Origin of the sequence: Streptomyces sp. NEAU-YJ-81 (genome assembly GCF_017592595.1) — a bacterium.
GTDB lineage: Bacteria > Actinomycetota > Actinomycetes > Streptomycetales > Streptomycetaceae > Streptomyces > Streptomyces hygroscopicus_B.
Window position 1 is genome coordinate 21,054 of record NZ_JAGFNO010000023.1, and the last position, 15,016, is coordinate 36,069.

Consider the following 15,016-nt stretch of genomic DNA (forward strand, 5'->3'; position numbering starts at 1 on the left):
CATGATGTACGACCATGACGGAACGCCCGTCCGCACGGGCCGCGCCACCGTCAACGGAACGAGTCTGCACTACCGCACAGCCGGGTCCGGCCCCGCAATAGTGCTGCTGCACGGCGTGCCCAAGACCAGCTACCACTGGCGCCACCTCGTCCCGAAGCTGACGCCCCACTACACCGTCGTCGTGCCGGACCTTCGCGGTCTCGGCGACTCCGCCCGCCCGTCGGACGGCTACGACTCCGCGACGATGAGCGACGACATCGCCGAGCTGATGACCCACCTCGGACACGAGACATACGCCGTGGCGGGCGAGGACTGGGGAGCGGTGATCGGCTACCAGCTCGCCGCCCGCCACCGCGACCACGTCACCGCTCTCGTGTTCGCCGAGGCCCTGTTCCCCGGATTCGGCTTCGAGGACCACACAGCCCTCACCCCCGAGAATGTCTCCAGCGGTATGCACCTGTGGCACCTGGGCTTCTACTTCCAGCCGGACATACCCGAGATGCTGATCGCCGGACACGAGCGCGAGCTGATCACCTACATGATCAAGTACGAGCGCAGCCACCCCGACAGCGCCACCCCCGACGCAGTCGACGAATACGTGCGCTGCTACTCCATGCCCGGCGGCATCCGCGCGATGCTCTCCATCTACCGGGCAATGCTCGTCGACGCCGAACAGAACCGGCAGACCGCACAGAAGAAACTGGACATCCCGGTCCTGGCCCTCGGTGGATCCGCGTTCATCGGCGACCGCAACGAGTCCCAGATGCGGCTCATGGCCCACGACGTCACCGGACACACCTTCGACGCCGGCCACGACCTCGCAGAGGAAGTACCCGACGAGATGGCCGACGTCGTCCTGCCGTTCCTGGCCACGCACCAGTAACCGCACCCGGCCGCCGAGGTCGGCGATCCGAAGCGGCCCGCCGGCCGAGGGGCCTCGTACCAGCGCCGGCGGGGGCGCTCCAAGCACTCCTCGACGAAACGAAATTGAGCACCATGCGCAACCCTGGAAACCCGGGAAAACACCGTCCCGCGCTGATCACTGCCGTGCTCTCCTGTGCAACGTTCACGGCCGGAGTCGCCGAATACGTCCTGACGGGACAGCTCGACCTCGTCGCCCAAGGGCTCGGAGTCAATGAGGCGGCCACAGGCCAGCTCGTCACCGTCTTCGCCCTCGCGTACGGGCTGCTGACGCCCGTTCTTGTCGTGATGACGGCGCGAGTCGAACGGCGCCTCCTCATATCGGCAGCTCTGCTCGTCTTCGCGGCCACGAACATCGCGTCCTGGCAGAGCCCCACCCTCCTGACGATCATGGCGCTCCGGGTCGTCATGGCAGCGAGTACCGGTCTCATCGTCGTCACAGCACTGGGCCTCGCGGTACGCCTCGCGCCTGCCGAGCGCCGCGCACGCGCGGTCTCGACCGTCGTGATGGGCATCACGGCATCCCTGGTCCTCGCAGTGCCGACCGGACGCACCATCGCCGAACACTGGGACTGGACAACCATCTTCCCCCTCAACGCCGCACTGGCGATACTCGTGGCGGGAATAGTGTGGATGGCCCTCCCCCGTACCGCCCCTCATGCCCCTGTGCCGCTTCGCCGTCAACTCGGCCTGCTCGCCAACGCACGCACCATCCTCGGCTTGACGGTCACATTTCTCTGGCTCGGCGGCTACGCGGTACTGAACACATATCTCGCCCCATACCTGCTCAGCGTCGTCGAACTGGACGGTGAAGCAGTGAGCCTCACCCTGCTCCTCTTCGGCGTCGCGAGTATTGCCGGCATACAACTCGGCGGATTCCTGACGGACCGCGTCGGACCTCATCGGACGCTGACCACAACCAAGGCTCTCCACGTGTTCGTGCTTGTCGCCCTCCCGGTAGTCGAGGCTGCGACGGGCAGCGCGATAGCCGGGATTCTGCTTTGGGGCACCGCCGCATGGGCGAGCACTTCCGCCCAGCAGATCCGCGTAGCCTCTCACGCCCCCGAAGCGTCCGACGTGCTGCTGAGCCTCAACCAATCGGTCATGCAAATCGCCATCGCTGTCGGGGCGGGAGCAGGTGGTCTTGTCGCAGCGCACACTCTGACCCAGTTGCCTTTGATCGCCGCCGCAGGCGTCGCCGCCTCACTCGTCCTCCTGCTTCTCACGCGCCGCCGCGACCGAAGTGCGCACAACTCATCAGCAGCGCTTACCGAGTGTCCGCAGCCATGACGCGATGACCCGTGGTGTGGCATACATCGGGTCCTGCTGGACTCCTGATCGCCGACGGCTGCAACAAACCAAGGCGAGCTCAAGCGGTCAGCGCATCACCACTCTTCAGGAGGTCAGCGTAGACCTCTGCCGGAGTGCGGTAGCCATGGGCCTTGCGCAGGCGATGGTTGAACTCATAGGCGATGGCGTCCAGGTCGGCCTGGCTGAACGTGCGGAGGTCCGCGCCCTTGGGGAGGTACTGCCGGAGCAGCCGGTTGGTGTTCTCGTTGGTGCCGTGCTGCCACGGGCTCCGAGGTCTGCATGAAGGCGTCACCGGGGAACTGATGTCGCAGCCAGCCCGCGATCTGCTCGGGCGGCCAGCACAGAGCTAGCTTGGCCTCCACCAGTGCGCGCGGAGAGGGCCGTTGGGCGAGCTTCGCCTGCTTGGGCCGGCGCCCACGCGCGTAGGCGGACGCGGCACGGTAGCGGTCCCGGCCGCCGCTGCGGGCGATCTCACAGGAGACGGTCGACGCCGATCTGCCCAGCCGCCTGGCGCTGCCGAGCAGATTCTCCGACGGCGATGCCGCGGGCTATCTCTTCGCGCTCGCCGCAGGTCAGATGCCGCTCTGACCGCTGCCGCGGAGCCAGGCGGACGCCGCCGCTCTGGTGCGGAAACCGGCGGATGACGATGATCTGGCGGCTCACCTCACCGCTCTGCTCGACCGTCCATAGCAAAACCGGGGCCCACAGCCGCGCCCGGCAGGTGACGATCGGGTTCGACTCGGTCAGGGAGCGGTGTCGGGGTCGATGCCCTGCGCACGCGCGAGAGCGAATAGGACTCGTTCGATCGTGCGCAGACGCTGGGCTATCGACCGATCCCCCGGCGCGCCGACGGCGTCGGCGAGGGAGTCGATGTTCCCGAACGCCGTACGCTGCTGCTCGCCGATCGTCGCCAGCTGTTCGCTGTGCTCCGCAAGCGTCCGGCCGGCGCAACGCTTCCGCTTCCAGGGCCCGCAGGTCAGCGCAGAGCGGTGCCCGTGCCCTCGGAACGGAGCGCCTCCTCGAGGAGGCTCGCACCAGGGCCCGCCAGCCAGCGGTCGAAGCGCAGCAGGAAGGGGAACTCCGCACGCAACGCGTCGAGGTTCGCGTTTCCCACCAGCCTGCCATTGTCGACAAGTGCTGCCGATTTGCCGAGGATCTCATCCTGCGCCAGCAGCGTCGTGGGCAGGCGGCTGTAGCTGATCGGCCGACCAGCGGCCTGGGTCAGATGCTCGGCCAGGGCCTTGCCGGTGAGAGTGTCCCCGGCGATCTCCACGGTGCGGCCGGCGTAGCGATCGGGTGAGCCGAAGACCGCGGCGACGATCCGGCCGATATCGCGTACCGCGATGAACTGCATGGCCTGGTCGGGGCGCATCAGGAAGGACATGCGTCCCCGGTCGAGACCCATTCCGGGGAGCATCAGGATCTCCATGAACGTGGCCGGCCGAATGATGGTGCTGGCGATGTCCAGATTCCGGACATGGGCCTCGACACGGCTCTTGGTGTCGAAATGGCCGATGCCCGTCGGTGTCGGGCCTGCAGCGACCGTCGAGCTGTAGACGAGGTGGGAGACACCGCAGCGCTCGGCGATCTCGGCCACCGTCGTGCCGAAGCGGACCTCGTCCTCGTCGGTCACGCCAGCGCCGGCCTGGCCTGAGCTCGGCTGGACACTGAAGACGCCATGGGCGTCTAAGAACGCCGCGCGGAGCGACTCCGGATCGCCGAGGTCACCGCGAACGGTCTCGACGCCAGCAGCGGAGAGGGACCGGGCCCGGTGGCCGGACGGATCGCGCACGACCGCGCGAACCGCCCAGCCGTCGGCCCGCAGTGCTGCGGCGACCGACCCTCCCTGCTGTCCCGTGGCGCCCAGGATGACGACGGTCTTGTTGATGTTGGTCATGCCGATCGCAACTAACCGGCCGTCAGTCCTATTCCTCCTCGACCTCGGCGGCGTCCAGGTCGCGGAAGGGGCGCAGGTCCTGACCGGGTCGGGCGGATCCGCCCGAAGCGACGATCCCCTGACCTGCAAGAACCAAGCCGGGGGATGAGAAACAGCTTCTATAGGCTTGTTCTTTAACCTTTCGACCTTTGTAGGGTGATCAGGGTCTTCTCTGGCTGCCAGTTTTGCCTGGTCTCCGTCTAGGGTGTCGAGGATGCCGCTTGTCGAAGTGACCTATGCGCCCACGGTGCCCGAGCCCCAGCTACGCGAACTCGGCTCGGTGCTGCCGCACCTGGTGTCCCTGGCTGTGGAGTGTCCCGAGGAGCCGTACGACGGCGAGCTGCAACCCGGGGATGTCGAGATCCGCTTCCGGCCACTGAGCCCGCTGGACCGTAGCGGCCTGACGGTGGTGATCGAGATCAAGTCGAAGTGGTCCACCAGCAGGGAAGCCAACCGCCAAGAGCGCGTGGATGCGCTGCACGCGGACATCCGCGCCGCAACCGGGCTCGTCGACTTCGGCGTCTACCTGTCGCTGCCGAGCGCCGCTTGGTCTCAGGGAGACTGAGCGCAGTCATGGCGGCAGGCAAGCCGGGGGCCGGTGAACGTCTTCGTCCACCCGCTGACACTCTCGTTCGAAGCGGTCGCGACCCTCTTCTCCTCCCGCTCGGTCAGAAAGCGCCGCCTCGGTGCCCAGCGCGATCGGCAGGTGGGACTTGCCGGTGCCGGAGTCGCCGATCAGGCAGAGCGGCTCTCCCTTCTTCACCCCTTCGCAGGTCGCGAGGGTGTTGACGCCGCGGCCGACGCGACGAAGGCCATGGTGTAGCCGGACTCCGTGGGGACCGCGGTGGCGGAGGCGGTAGTGATCACGGCCGGCGAGTATGCGCCTACCGCGCCACCGAGCGTGCGCAGCAGCGTGTTGACGCCCGTCGCCGCGCCCGTCGGGTCCGGACGCACCGCGTCCACGACCAGCCCGCCCAACGAGGCGAACGCGAACCCGTAGGCCACCCCGAGCGCCGTCCCGGCCAGGGCGAATGCAGAGCGCGCAGTGCGCCGCGCCAAGCGTCGCGAGCGTCACCGCGGCCAGGGCCGCGCCTGCCCGGAACGCGGCCCTGCTGCCGACGTGGGCCGCGAGCCGCGTGGGCAGCGGCGCCGCCACCAGGAGGAGGGTGCCGGGCAGGTCCGGCACCGTGCCATGCCGTCCGGTGCGCGCCGGGGCATCGCCGCGCGGGGGCCGGGTGAGCGCCCCGGCGAGGGCCAGGACGGTGATCAGCACGCACAGCAGGGACAGCGCGGCTGTGCCCGGAGTGCCGGCGAGCAGCCCCCGACGACTGCGGACCGCAGGGTGATCAGGGCTGGAGGACTTCCAAGCGGGCCGCAGCACCGCCCGCGCGGGCGGCGGGCCGACCGCGGCACCGCTCGGTCAGGACGGGTTGTTCGCGTGGGTGAGCGTCGTCCAGGCGTTGAAGTAGTTGTCCGTGCCGGACGGCCGGTGGGCCTCGGTGTACTTCTGGGTGTTGGACATGCTGATGCCGAGGCGGTTGTGGAGGGCGTTGAAGCCGACCTCGGTGACCTGGTCGAGGCCCGTCTTGACGGAGCCGCCGCACAGCCAGGAGGGCACGGTGGTCCCGTTCTCGTAGGCCGTGTGGAAACCCAGTGCGTAGCGCAGCCGGTCCTGGATCTTCGGATAGAGGTCCTGGCCCTGGATGCGGCTGGTCTCCGCGATGTCCGCGATGGAGGCGATGCCCCAGCCGGTGTGCCCGAAGTCGCGGCAGGTCTCCTGGGCAAGGCCGTCGGCGAAGGTGCTCTGGCCCTGCCAGTACTTGATGATCTCGGCCTCGGTGTCGATGCTGCTGTTCGCGGGCGGCTTGGGCAGGTCGCCGTCTGCGGTCAGGTAGACGTACGCGGGGACGCGGTCGAGGTAGGTGCTGACCGCCTTGTCGTAGGCGGAGCGGTCCTCGATGAACACCGAGATGCCGATGGCCGCCTCGGTCATCACCAGTTCCCAGTTGCCGTTCTTGGTCGCCGCGCCGTTGATCACCTCGGGGAGATATACATCCCGCAGCATGGTGGCGAAGCGTCCGGCGCCCGACCAGCCGCCGTCGTAGGTGTACTTGATGATCTCGGCGGCGCGCGGCCAGGTGGCACCGGACCAGCCGGACTGCAGCGGGGCGTTGCTGTTGGTGTGATCAGTGATCGTGGAGGACCAGGCGTCCATGATCTCGATCGACTTCTTGGCGTACCTGCTGTCCCGGGTGAAGTACCAGGCGAGCGCGTCGGTGTAGGCCGCGATGGCGTCCTGGCGCTCTTCGGTGCACCCGTGGTTGGGGTTGGACGACGAGCCGCACTCCACGACGGCGCGCGGTTGGGGGGTGCGCGACAGCGAGGCGTAGGAGCTGGCCATCATGTTGTCGTAGGCGGCCTTCCAGGGCTGCTGACCGGCCTGCACCTTCGAGCGGGCGTAGTCGAGTTGGGCCCGGCTCACCAGCACCCCGGGGTGGGTGAAGGCGGCCGGCGCGGCCGTGGCCCGTGGGGCCGGTCCGCTGAGCTGAAGGCTCAGCAGGCCGGCCAGCAAGGCGAGAACACTGAGTAACGCGGTTCTGGTTCGTGCCATCCGCCGACTCCTCAGTTCATGAATGAGAACATCGTTCCCACATACAGACGAGAATGGCCTGGACCATAAGGGTCATCCGTGAACATGTCAATATTCATGGCTGCGGATGACTGTGGGTCTTCTCCGCCGACGCGGAAGGTCTCGTCGAAACGGTCGGACTCGACGGCCAGTAGGCGGCGCAGTGCCGGCGGCAGCGCGGTGCCGCAGTAGTCGCCGAGTCCCTCGGTGGCGTCGCCGAGTCCCTCGGTGGCGTGGAGTCGGCCCGCGGGGAGTACCGGAACCGATTTCGACGGTAGCGCGGTGATCTCGGAGCCGAGCCGTGTGAGTCAGACCGGCCGAGGAGCGCTCCGGTGATCGCCGTCTCGGTGCCGATCCGGCGGGCGGGCATGGAGGAGACCGCGGGTCACGTCGAAGCCAGAATGCCGGCCCTGACGATCTGGAGTGGGCTCTGGCAGGTGAAACCGCCGGCGCCAGAATTGCCCCCGGCATGGACGGATCAGTGTGTGCTGACTCCTGGACCGGTCAAACGGGGGAAACTCGCGGGTTGCCAAGGTGCTGCGGACGTCGGCGCCATGCCCCGGTCTGATCCCGCTGACCTGGAACGAGATCCGGCACCTGTTCCTCGCCCTCGCCGTGTACGCTGCCCACGGCGCACGCCATCCGGTTCGCCAGGATGCGGACAGTACGCTCGGGCAGCGGGCGGTCGCGAGCCATGACTGGGGCGCATTGGTCTCGGCGTCGAGCACCGGTGACGTCCACTCGCCGCCCACCTGTCGCGCGGCGCGCACCTCCCGCTTGAACCGCCGCCGGAAGTCGGGCCGTTCGGCCAGCTCGCTCCGTACAAGCTTGATCGCGACGGTGCGCCCGCGCGGCGACTGCGCCGCGGGTGGGTCGCCTGTAGCGACTCCATACACCCCCCTGAGCCGTCGCGGTCAACTGGGACGGATCGTGCGCGGTTACGGAGCCGCCTCGGCATGTGGGCACCGGAGGCAGGCTGCCACCGAATCGGTCTCAGCTCTCGACCGCGCTGCCGAAGTGGCACGTCATCTGCCCGGCCGTCGGCCCGGTGATTCACCCGTCACGGTGTGCGGTGCAGGCGGATTGATGCCTTGCGTCGCGGAGCGGCAGCACGGGCGGGCGCCGGATTACCGATAAGGCCATTGCCTTCGGCAGGATGGGCGCCATGACCGAGATCCGCACACCCCGCCTCCTCCTCCGTCCCTGGCATGACGACGACCTCGCGCCGATGGCGGACATCAACGCGGACCCGCGGGTCATGCGCTGGATTGACGACGGCTCGGTGCGCGACCTGGACCACACGGCAGAGGCCATCGAGCGGTGGGAGGAGGAGTGGGACGAGGAGGGCTTCGGACTCTTCGCCGTCGAGCTGCTGGCCTCGGGTGAACTGGCAGGCTTCACAGGTCTGTCCGTGCCCGAGTTCCTGCCGGAGGTACTGCCCGCCGTGGCAATCAGCTGGCGGCTCGGCTCACAGTTCTGGGGCCAGGGATACGCGTCCGAAGCCGCCCACGCCACGCTGGAGTTCGCGCTCCAGGACCGCGGCCTCGACCGCATCATCAGCATCAACCGGGTGGGTGACGACGCCTCCGAGAACGTCATCCGAAAGCTCGGCATGGTGCCCGAGCGAGAGACGGCGCACCCGGTGTATGCCTATCCGCTGCGCGTTCACACCATCGATCTCACCGAGTTCCAGGCATGAACCGGCCGCGCCATCGATCATCACAGGACAGCCGACCGCTGTCCATCCGTCCCCCGACTGATCGCCACGAAGCGGTCACCCAGGCGAAGGGTGTTACATTTCCGTCGCTGACCTGCGCTTTCACGGAACTGCGGCCAGAGCCCGTCCTTCACCCTCCTGCGAACACGCATCCTCACATCGCGATGATCACCCTCTTCACGGAATCGCGGTCAGAACCAATTTCAAAGAGCCCTGTCAGGGGCCTGGTTGCTGGTGTTCGGCACGGCCCAGTCGATGCGGCACCATCTACAACAGGCGCTCGGCGTCACCCCGACCGCCTATCGCCGGACCTTCCGGGCCGGGGGCGACGGGATCGGAAGCGGCGGGACGGGAAGCGGCGGAGCCGAGAGTTACGGCAGTGTCGGCTCCCGGCGCTGAACGGCCGGCCCGGCGTACCTCGCCCCACCAGCCGACCCCCGTCAGCACCAGGGTGAGGCCGACTCCGGCCAGGATGGCCGTGGACGGTGCCACCGCCTTGAGGAGGGCACCGGCGAGCGACCCTGTCGCCGCGTAACCCGCGCCCGCCGCCGCGTACATCATCGAGTAACCCGCGGCCAGAGCGCCCGGCGGAAGTGCCTCACGCAGGGACAGGTTGCGGGTGAGCATCGCGCACGACTGGAGCGTGCCCCCCACGAACAGCGCGGCGGTGATCCCGGCGGGGTGAGGCGTCAGCGCCGCGAGGGCCACGCAGGCCGATGTCCCGGCCATCAGCACCACGCTGCGGGTACGCAGCCGTCCGGGCCAGGACCGAAGGCCGTGGACGAAGGCGCCGAGCCCCCCGCCCACCGCCATCCCGGTCAGCAGCGGACCGGACCAGCCGACGCCGACGCCGCGCTGTTCGAGCAGTGCCGGCAGCACGAGTTCGGCCAGACCGAGCAGGGCCAGACTGGCCGCGCCCATGACGTACACCGGCCAGGCGCCGGTCAGGAGTCGCAGCAGCGACGCGCCCGTCCGGTCCTCTCCGCCCGTGTCGTCCGCGCCCCAGTTGGCCGGAAGCAGCCACAGGCCCGCGACCGACGACGCCATCAGGGCGGCGCCGAGGAACAGCGGGACGGGCGGTGCGACACCGAGGGCCAGACCGGCAACCGCGGCCGGGGAGACGGCCCAGATGCCGGCTGTCAGTATCGACTCGACGGACAGCGCCTGCGCTGTCGCACGCTCCGGGACGAGCACGGTGAGCAGCGTGCGCAGGCCACCGGTGGCAGCGGCCGGGGCGGCACCGGCGAGACACGCAAACCCGGTGAGGACCGCCGGATACGCGTCGGGGAACACCCCGAGGCCCGCGAAGGCGGCGGCTCCGACCGCGAGCCCGACGGCCAGGTGAGCGCGGGCGTGGTCGGGACGCAGGCGCATTCCGAGGACGGGGGCGCCGGCGATCTCGCCGATGACGTAGGCCGCCGCGAGGATCGCGCCCAGGGAGTAGCCGCCGGGGCGTTCGCGCACCAGGAAGACCAGGGCCAACGGGGCCATGGCCACCGGCATGCGGGCGCCGACGGTGGTGCAGGACCAGATCAGGACCTGCCTCGAGGCGACGTCGCGGTAGCTCATGGGGCGACGCTAGAGGCCGGCACTGACAACACCCCAGGGGATTTCCGGCGCCTGTGGATATCTCGTGAGCACCCGAGAACTCCTGAGCACCCCCGTCAAAAAGTCAGCACCCCACGAGCCACCCGCCCCGTCGCCGCATCCCCCGCCGCCTTCTCGAAGTCCTCGACCAGGTACGTATCCGCCACCCACTCATCCAGCAGCAGCCGCCCAGCAAGTCGGCGGCCTGCCGGACGAGTTCGACCCGCCCGACGCATTCGAACGCATGGTCCACACCCGTCGGCTGAATGTCCCGCCCCGCATCCGTCAAGGTCAGGAAATGAGTCGCGCCGGATCGCTCGGGAGGGTGATCGCCCTTGACGTCATTGCGCAGTTCCAGCAACAACTCCAGCTCGGCTTCCTCAATCTCAAAGGCGGACTGCTGCTGGGCCCCCGGACCTGGGCTTGGTAGAGCTCTCACCGCAGCTCCTCGATGGCTGCGGCCAACCCGATCGTCGCCATAGCTACTCCCCGTCGACCGTGAAGTTCAGAAATGAGTGGTGCCAGTCCCAGTGGGCGATCTCAACTTGCTGCGGGTCTCGCAGCGTCAGTGCGGCCATGGCGTCGGTGTCGTAGGCGCCACGCTCGGCGGTGCTGGAGAACGTGGTGCCCGGCAGCTCGTGCACATCACGCTTCGGGGTGCCGATCAGCCGCTCGATGATCCCGCCGAAGTGCGGTTGCCCGGGCGGCCGGTAGCGCAGGTGCGCCTCCAGCCGACCGCAGCAGGCGGGTCGCCTCGCGCCCCTCTCTCGCGGCTGTCGAGGTGACGGGGTCCAGGCGCGCGATCCGGCGCGCCACCGTACCCCGCGAGGGAAGCCGCGGGCCGCGTACCCGGCGCTGACGCGCGATTTCCTTGCAGATGGCGGCCACCGAGCGGCGCTGCCGGGTCAAGTACCGCCTGTTCAATACATCCTGGACGATCGCCTCGAGGGCGATCTTCAGAAAACGAAGGCGGGCGCGGGCGGCTGGTGCGTCAGCAGTCTGCTTCGTCGGGGGCGATCGAGTCGCGTTGTGCGGTCTGGGCGACGCGGGATAGCAGGGTGCGCAGCTGGTGGGCGTCGTGGTCGTCGAGGTCGGTGAGCAGGCGGGCCTCGGCGGCGGCGAGGCTGTGGCGTACCTGGTCGAGGCGGGCGCGTCCGGTGTCGGTGATCAGGACCAGGCGGGCGCGGCGGTCGCGGGGGTCGGGCCTGCGGGTGACCAGCTCGTGGGCTTCGAGGTCGTCGAGGAGGTAGGTCATCACGGTGCGGTCCAGGCTGACCGCTTTGGCGAGGGCGAGCTGAGAGGGCGGCTCGCCGCCGGCGAGGGCGACCAGGACGAGGTAGGCGCGTGCGCCTCCGGGCAGGTCGGCGACGGATTCGGTGGCCACGCGGCGGAACGCCGAGGAGACCATACGGATCGCCCAGCCCAGATCGGTGTCCAGTGCCAGGTCCGCGGTCTCGCCGCTGGGCTTCTTCTCGGACATGGATGCGCTCACGCGCACAGCCTACCAGCATGAGCTTGCCAACAGATGTTCTTGTCGACAGAATATCTGCGATGCATAGTGGATTGGGTAAACGGCGTCGTGTGTGTGATCTACGCGGCGCGCCATGACCACTACCGCAGGGATTGATGATGAGCACCAGTACCGCTTTGCAGGGCCGTACCGCACTCGTGACCGGGGCGACCTCGGGGATCGGCAAGGCCGTCGCGCAGAACCTGGCCCGCCAGGGCGCGACGGTCGTGCTGCACGGCCGCGACCAGGCGCGGGGCGAGGCTGTGGTGAAGGAGATCACGGCCGAGGGCGGCGCCGCGCGGTTCGTCGCCGCCGACCTCACGGACGCGGACGACACGCTGCGCCTGGCCGCCGAGGCCGGGGCGGTGGACATCCTGGTGAGCAATGCGGGCCTGTACGAGTTCACCCCGACCGCCGCGACGGACGCGGCGAGCTTCGACCGTCATATCGCGGTCAACGCCCGCGCCCCGTTCCTGCTGGTCGGCGCGCTCGCGCCGGGTATGGCCGAGCGCGGGCAGGGTTCGATCGTGATCGTCGGTTCCAGCGCGGCCCGCCAGCCCGCCCCGATCGGCGCCGCCTACGGCGCGTCCAAGGCGGGTGTGGAGATCCTCACCCGTTACTGGGCCACCGAGTTCGGCGCATCCGGCGTGCGTGTCAACACCGTCTCCCCGGGCCCGGTCCACACCGAGGGCACCCAGGCGATGCTCGGCGAGCACATCGCGGCCCTGGACGCGACCAACGCGCGCGGCCGTGCCGGTGACCCGGCGGAGATCGCCGAGATCGTCTCGTTCCTGGCCGGCCCCGCCAGCTCGTATGTCAACGGTGCCGTGCTGTTCGCCGACGGCGGCGAGCGCAGCAATCTTCCGGCCTGACCGTCCGAGGTACCGCGCCATGAACATCTTCGTTATCGGTGCCACCGGCTTCGTCGGCGGCGCCCTCGCCCGCCACCTGGCCGCCGAAGGCCACACGGTCACCGGCTTGGCCCGCACCGAAACCGCCGCCGCCGGCCTCCGCGCCCAGGGCATCACCCCTGTCGCAGGAGACCTGGAGGAGCGCCGCGCGGCCGTCGTGGAGACGGCTCTGCAGGCGGACGGGGTCATCTACGCCGCCCAGGCCGGAGAGGAGCAGGAGACCGCAACCGTCCAGGACCTGACCCGCGCACTGGCCGGGACGGGCAGGACACTGGTCTTCCTGTCGGGCAGCGGGGTGCTGCTGCAGCGCACCGCGGGTGCCTGGAGCCCGGACGTATACGCTGAGCACGAGGCGTTCACGCCCGAGCCGCTGGCCGACTTCCGCAAGGCCGCCGAGGACGCGGTCCTGGCCGCCGCCTCCGAGGCGCTGCGCGCGATGGTCATCCGCCCCGGGCTGATCTGGGGCCCCGGCGACCACGGCCACACATCGATGATCTACCAGTCCGTCGCTGCGACCGGTGCGGCCTGCTACGTCGGCGAGGGGCTGAACACCTACAGCCACGTCCACATCGACGACGTGACCCGCCTGTTCAGCCTCGCGCTGGAGAAGGGCCGGCCGGGAGGGCTCTACCACGCGGTGGCCGGTGAGACCCCCAACCGCTGGATCGCCGAACGCGTCGCCGCCGACCTCGATGTGGAGGCGCGCAGCGTCACCCCCGGGGAAGCCGCCGGGGTGTGGGGGGAGTTCGGCGCCCTCATCATGGCCGCCTCCAGCCGCATCCGCGCCGTCAGCGCCCAGCAGGAACTCGGCTGGCAGCCCCGGCACACCGACATGCTGACCATGATCGGCGAAGACCGCCTGCGCCGCCTCGCCACACCCAGCGCCTGACCACGGCTTCCCCACCGCCGCGGAACAGCGGCGGTGGCCAAGTCCTCTGCCACCGAAGCCACCTCAATACCTCTCCCCCAGTACACCTCTTGATCACTTTCACCCTTGATGGAAGGGCCTCCTCGTGAGCACTGCCGACTGGCTTCCCGACGGCTTCCGCGTCCAGCGGATCGCCACCAACAACACTCGTCTCTCGGTCGCCGTCGGCGGCAGCGGACCGGTCCTGGTCCTGCTCCACGGCTGGCCGCAGACCTCCCGCGCCTGGGCCCGTGTCATGCCCGCCCTCGCCCAGAACCACACCGTCGTCGTCCCCGACCTGCGCGGCACCGGCGCCAGCGACCGACCCGAAGGCGGCTACGCCAAGACCAACCAGGCCCACGACATACGCGGCCTGCTTCACGCGCTGAAGCTGACCGGGCCGGTGGCCGTGGCCGGCCACGACATCGGATCCATGGTCGCCCTCGCATGGGCCGCCGCCCATCCCGACGACATCTCCCACCTGGTCCTCGTCGACTCCCTCCTGCCCGGCCTCGGCCTGGAAGAGGCCATGAACGTCGCCGAGGGCGGCATGTGGCACTTCGGGTTCTTCATGACCCCGCACGTGCCGGAGATGCTCTTCGACGGCCACGAACTGGAGTTCGTCACCGCCACGTTCACCGCCATGTCCAACCCCGGCACCTTCAGCGAAGCCGACCTCGCCGCCTACGCACACGAGTACACCGGCCGGGAGCGGCTGCGTGGCGGCTTCGAGCACTACCGCACCCTCCTGGAGGACGGACGCGAGAACCGCGCGCTGCTCGCCGAGAAGAAGCTGCCCATGCCCGTCCTGGCCATCGGCACCGCCCACTCCGGCACCTCCACCGCCCAGGCCCTGGCTCCCCACGCCGACAACGTGCAGGGCACAGTCGCCCCTACCGGGCATTTCGTCGCCGAGGAAGACGCCGACTGGTTCACCAAGACGGTGACCGAGTTCCTCACCTGATCGATCTTCCCGTCCGGCGGGCACTGCCCCGGGCCGGCTGTGCAGCAGTCCACCCGGGTCAGTGCGCGCCGTCGTCGTCCTCGCCCAGTTCCGGCGCGTCCGGGTCGCGCAGCGGGCGCAGTACACCGGGCCGCCGGCGTGGAGGCGGTGAAGCCGTAGCGGCCGAGCAGATTCACGTTCTCGTGCTCGAGTGGCGAGAGCCGGGCGATGTCCTCGACCGCGATCTCATGGCCCTCGGCGCGCAGCCGGGCGACGGCGGCGTCGACGCAGCGCGTCGTCCAGAGCACAATGGCGTTGAGGACCAGACCGAGCGCGCCGAGCTGGTCCTCCATGCCCTCCGCCCCGCTTGAAGCCGAAGTACTGGGGCGACGGCGCCGCCCTGACGGTCCGGACGGGGACGACGAACCGCAGCCCGTCAACGGACGCGAGCAGGCCCTCGCCCCAGAACCGGACGATGGGCACGGCGGCCTGGGCCTCGATGAGCCTCGCGTTCGCCGCGGCGATGGTGTCGGCGCGCAGGAAGTACTGGTCGACGTGCACGAGCCGGGCCCGGGTCAGAGCCTCGTAGCCCGGCCACCCTGCGTCACCACTGGCATCGCGCCTACTACCAAGCCCGCGAATGC

General features: G+C 69.4%; 14 protein-coding genes and 4 pseudogenes. 7 read left to right on the forward strand and 11 right to left on the reverse strand.

Going from position 1 to position 15,016, the window contains the following annotated elements; genetic code table 11:
• Nucleotide 1 precedes the first annotated feature (1 nt).
• Both J5X86_RS35100 and J5X86_RS35105 read left to right on the forward strand, forming a co-directional pair.
• Entirely contained in the window at nucleotides 2-883 is an 882-nt protein-coding gene (locus tag J5X86_RS35100; protein WP_208520728.1) for an alpha/beta fold hydrolase, read from the forward strand.
• Between the two features lie 113 nt (nucleotides 884-996).
• Nucleotides 997-2,211, forward strand: coding sequence for an MFS transporter (locus J5X86_RS35105; RefSeq protein ID WP_243982316.1), 1,215 nt, complete (start codon nucleotides 997-999; stop codon nucleotides 2,209-2,211).
• Nucleotides 2,212-2,290: 79 nt separating this feature from the next.
• Here J5X86_RS35105 and J5X86_RS51165 read toward each other — a convergent pair.
• From J5X86_RS51165 to J5X86_RS35115, 3 genes and pseudogenes are all read right to left on the reverse strand, one after another.
• Nucleotides 2,291-2,506 (reverse strand): annotated as a pseudogene (locus J5X86_RS51165) (transposase); the annotation flags it as partial.
• Between the two features lie 197 nt (nucleotides 2,507-2,703).
• Entirely contained in the window at nucleotides 2,704-2,895 is a 192-nt protein-coding gene (locus J5X86_RS51170) for a hypothetical protein (RefSeq protein ID WP_243982289.1), read from the reverse strand.
• A gap of 313 nt (nucleotides 2,896-3,208) precedes the next feature.
• Entirely contained in the window at nucleotides 3,209-4,129 is a 921-nt protein-coding gene (locus J5X86_RS35115) for an NmrA/HSCARG family protein (protein WP_243982291.1), read from the reverse strand.
• Between the two features lie 253 nt (nucleotides 4,130-4,382).
• On the opposite strand from J5X86_RS35115, the gene J5X86_RS35120 reads away from it, so the two are divergent.
• Entirely contained in the window at nucleotides 4,383-4,733 is a 351-nt protein-coding gene (locus tag J5X86_RS35120) for a hypothetical protein (RefSeq protein ID WP_201883055.1), read from the forward strand.
• 20 nt (nucleotides 4,734-4,753) lie between these two features.
• On the opposite strand, the pseudogene J5X86_RS35125 reads toward J5X86_RS35120, so the two are convergent.
• The 3 genes and pseudogenes from J5X86_RS35125 to J5X86_RS35135 form a co-directional block, all read right to left on the reverse strand.
• Nucleotides 4,754-4,958: pseudogene (locus tag J5X86_RS35125) on the reverse strand (ATP-binding protein); the annotation flags it as partial.
• Nucleotides 4,928-5,227: a hypothetical protein gene (locus tag J5X86_RS35130; RefSeq protein ID WP_208520872.1), complete on the reverse strand. Its 300-nt coding sequence runs from the start codon at nucleotides 5,225-5,227 to the stop codon at nucleotides 4,928-4,930. The gene J5X86_RS35130 and the pseudogene J5X86_RS35125, both read right to left, overlap by 31 nt.
• A 361-nt stretch (nucleotides 5,228-5,588) precedes the next feature.
• Nucleotides 5,589-6,779, reverse strand: coding sequence for an alginate lyase family protein (locus J5X86_RS35135; protein WP_208520730.1), 1,191 nt, complete (start codon nucleotides 6,777-6,779; stop codon nucleotides 5,589-5,591).
• 1,183 nt (nucleotides 6,780-7,962) lie between these two features.
• On the opposite strand from J5X86_RS35135, the gene J5X86_RS35140 reads away from it, so the two are divergent.
• Nucleotides 7,963-8,496: a GNAT family N-acetyltransferase gene (locus tag J5X86_RS35140; RefSeq protein ID WP_208520731.1), complete on the forward strand. Its 534-nt coding sequence runs from the start codon at nucleotides 7,963-7,965 to the stop codon at nucleotides 8,494-8,496.
• A 285-nt stretch (nucleotides 8,497-8,781) separates the two neighbouring features.
• Here J5X86_RS35140 and J5X86_RS35145 read toward each other — a convergent pair whose 3' ends face one another.
• From J5X86_RS35145 to J5X86_RS35155, 4 genes and pseudogenes are all read right to left on the reverse strand, one after another.
• On the reverse strand, nucleotides 8,782-10,083 hold the full coding sequence (locus tag J5X86_RS35145) for an MFS transporter (RefSeq protein ID WP_243982293.1): 1,302 nt from the start codon (nucleotides 10,081-10,083) through the stop codon (nucleotides 8,782-8,784).
• 95 nt (nucleotides 10,084-10,178) lie between these two features.
• Nucleotides 10,179-10,411, reverse strand: a pseudogene (locus tag J5X86_RS51180) (Zn-dependent alcohol dehydrogenase); the annotation flags it as partial.
• Between the two features lie 172 nt (nucleotides 10,412-10,583).
• Nucleotides 10,584-10,745: a hypothetical protein gene (locus tag J5X86_RS35150; protein WP_208520732.1), complete on the reverse strand. Its 162-nt coding sequence runs from the start codon at nucleotides 10,743-10,745 to the stop codon at nucleotides 10,584-10,586.
• Nucleotides 10,746-11,092: 347 nt separating this feature from the next.
• Nucleotides 11,093-11,593, reverse strand: coding sequence for a MarR family winged helix-turn-helix transcriptional regulator (locus J5X86_RS35155; protein ID WP_308124813.1), 501 nt, complete (start codon nucleotides 11,591-11,593; stop codon nucleotides 11,093-11,095).
• Between the two features lie 137 nt (nucleotides 11,594-11,730).
• On the opposite strand from J5X86_RS35155, the gene J5X86_RS35160 reads away from it, so the two are divergent.
• From J5X86_RS35160 to J5X86_RS35170, 3 genes are all read left to right on the forward strand, one after another.
• On the forward strand, nucleotides 11,731-12,483 hold the full coding sequence (locus J5X86_RS35160) for an SDR family NAD(P)-dependent oxidoreductase (protein ID WP_208520733.1): 753 nt from the start codon (nucleotides 11,731-11,733) through the stop codon (nucleotides 12,481-12,483).
• A gap of 19 nt (nucleotides 12,484-12,502) precedes the next feature.
• Nucleotides 12,503-13,411, forward strand: a complete 909-nt coding sequence (locus tag J5X86_RS35165; protein WP_208520734.1) for an NAD-dependent epimerase/dehydratase family protein — start codon at nucleotides 12,503-12,505, stop codon at nucleotides 13,409-13,411.
• 124 nt (nucleotides 13,412-13,535) lie between these two features.
• On the forward strand, nucleotides 13,536-14,393 hold the full coding sequence (locus J5X86_RS35170; protein ID WP_208520735.1) for an alpha/beta fold hydrolase: 858 nt from the start codon (nucleotides 13,536-13,538) through the stop codon (nucleotides 14,391-14,393).
• Nucleotides 14,394-14,451: 58 nt separating this feature from the next.
• Here J5X86_RS35170 and J5X86_RS35175 read toward each other — a convergent pair.
• Nucleotides 14,452-14,963, reverse strand: a pseudogene (locus tag J5X86_RS35175) (Tn3 family transposase); the annotation flags it as partial.
• Nucleotides 14,964-15,016 lie beyond the last annotated feature (53 nt).

Excerpts from the sequence above, each read along its gene's own strand:
- J5X86_RS35100 (WP_208520728.1), top strand. The coding sequence starts at position 2 with ATGATGTACGACCATGACGGAACGCCCGTCCGCACGGGCCGCGCCACC.
- J5X86_RS35135 (WP_208520730.1), bottom strand. The coding sequence starts at position 6,779 with ATGGCACGAACCAGAACCGCGTTACTCAGTGTTCTCGCCTTGCTGGCC.
- J5X86_RS35165 (WP_208520734.1), top strand. The coding sequence starts at position 12,503 with ATGAACATCTTCGTTATCGGTGCCACCGGCTTCGTCGGCGGCGCCCTC.
- J5X86_RS35145 (WP_243982293.1), bottom strand. The coding sequence starts at position 10,083 with ATGAGCTACCGCGACGTCGCCTCGAGGCAGGTCCTGATCTGGTCCTGC.
- J5X86_RS35115 (WP_243982291.1), bottom strand. The coding sequence starts at position 4,129 with ATGACCAACATCAACAAGACCGTCGTCATCCTGGGCGCCACGGGACAG.
- J5X86_RS35160 (WP_208520733.1), top strand. The coding sequence starts at position 11,731 with ATGAGCACCAGTACCGCTTTGCAGGGCCGTACCGCACTCGTGACCGGG.
- J5X86_RS35120 (WP_201883055.1), top strand. The coding sequence starts at position 4,383 with ATGCCGCTTGTCGAAGTGACCTATGCGCCCACGGTGCCCGAGCCCCAG.
- J5X86_RS35140 (WP_208520731.1), top strand. The coding sequence starts at position 7,963 with ATGACCGAGATCCGCACACCCCGCCTCCTCCTCCGTCCCTGGCATGAC.
- J5X86_RS35105 (WP_243982316.1), top strand. The coding sequence starts at position 997 with ATGCGCAACCCTGGAAACCCGGGAAAACACCGTCCCGCGCTGATCACT.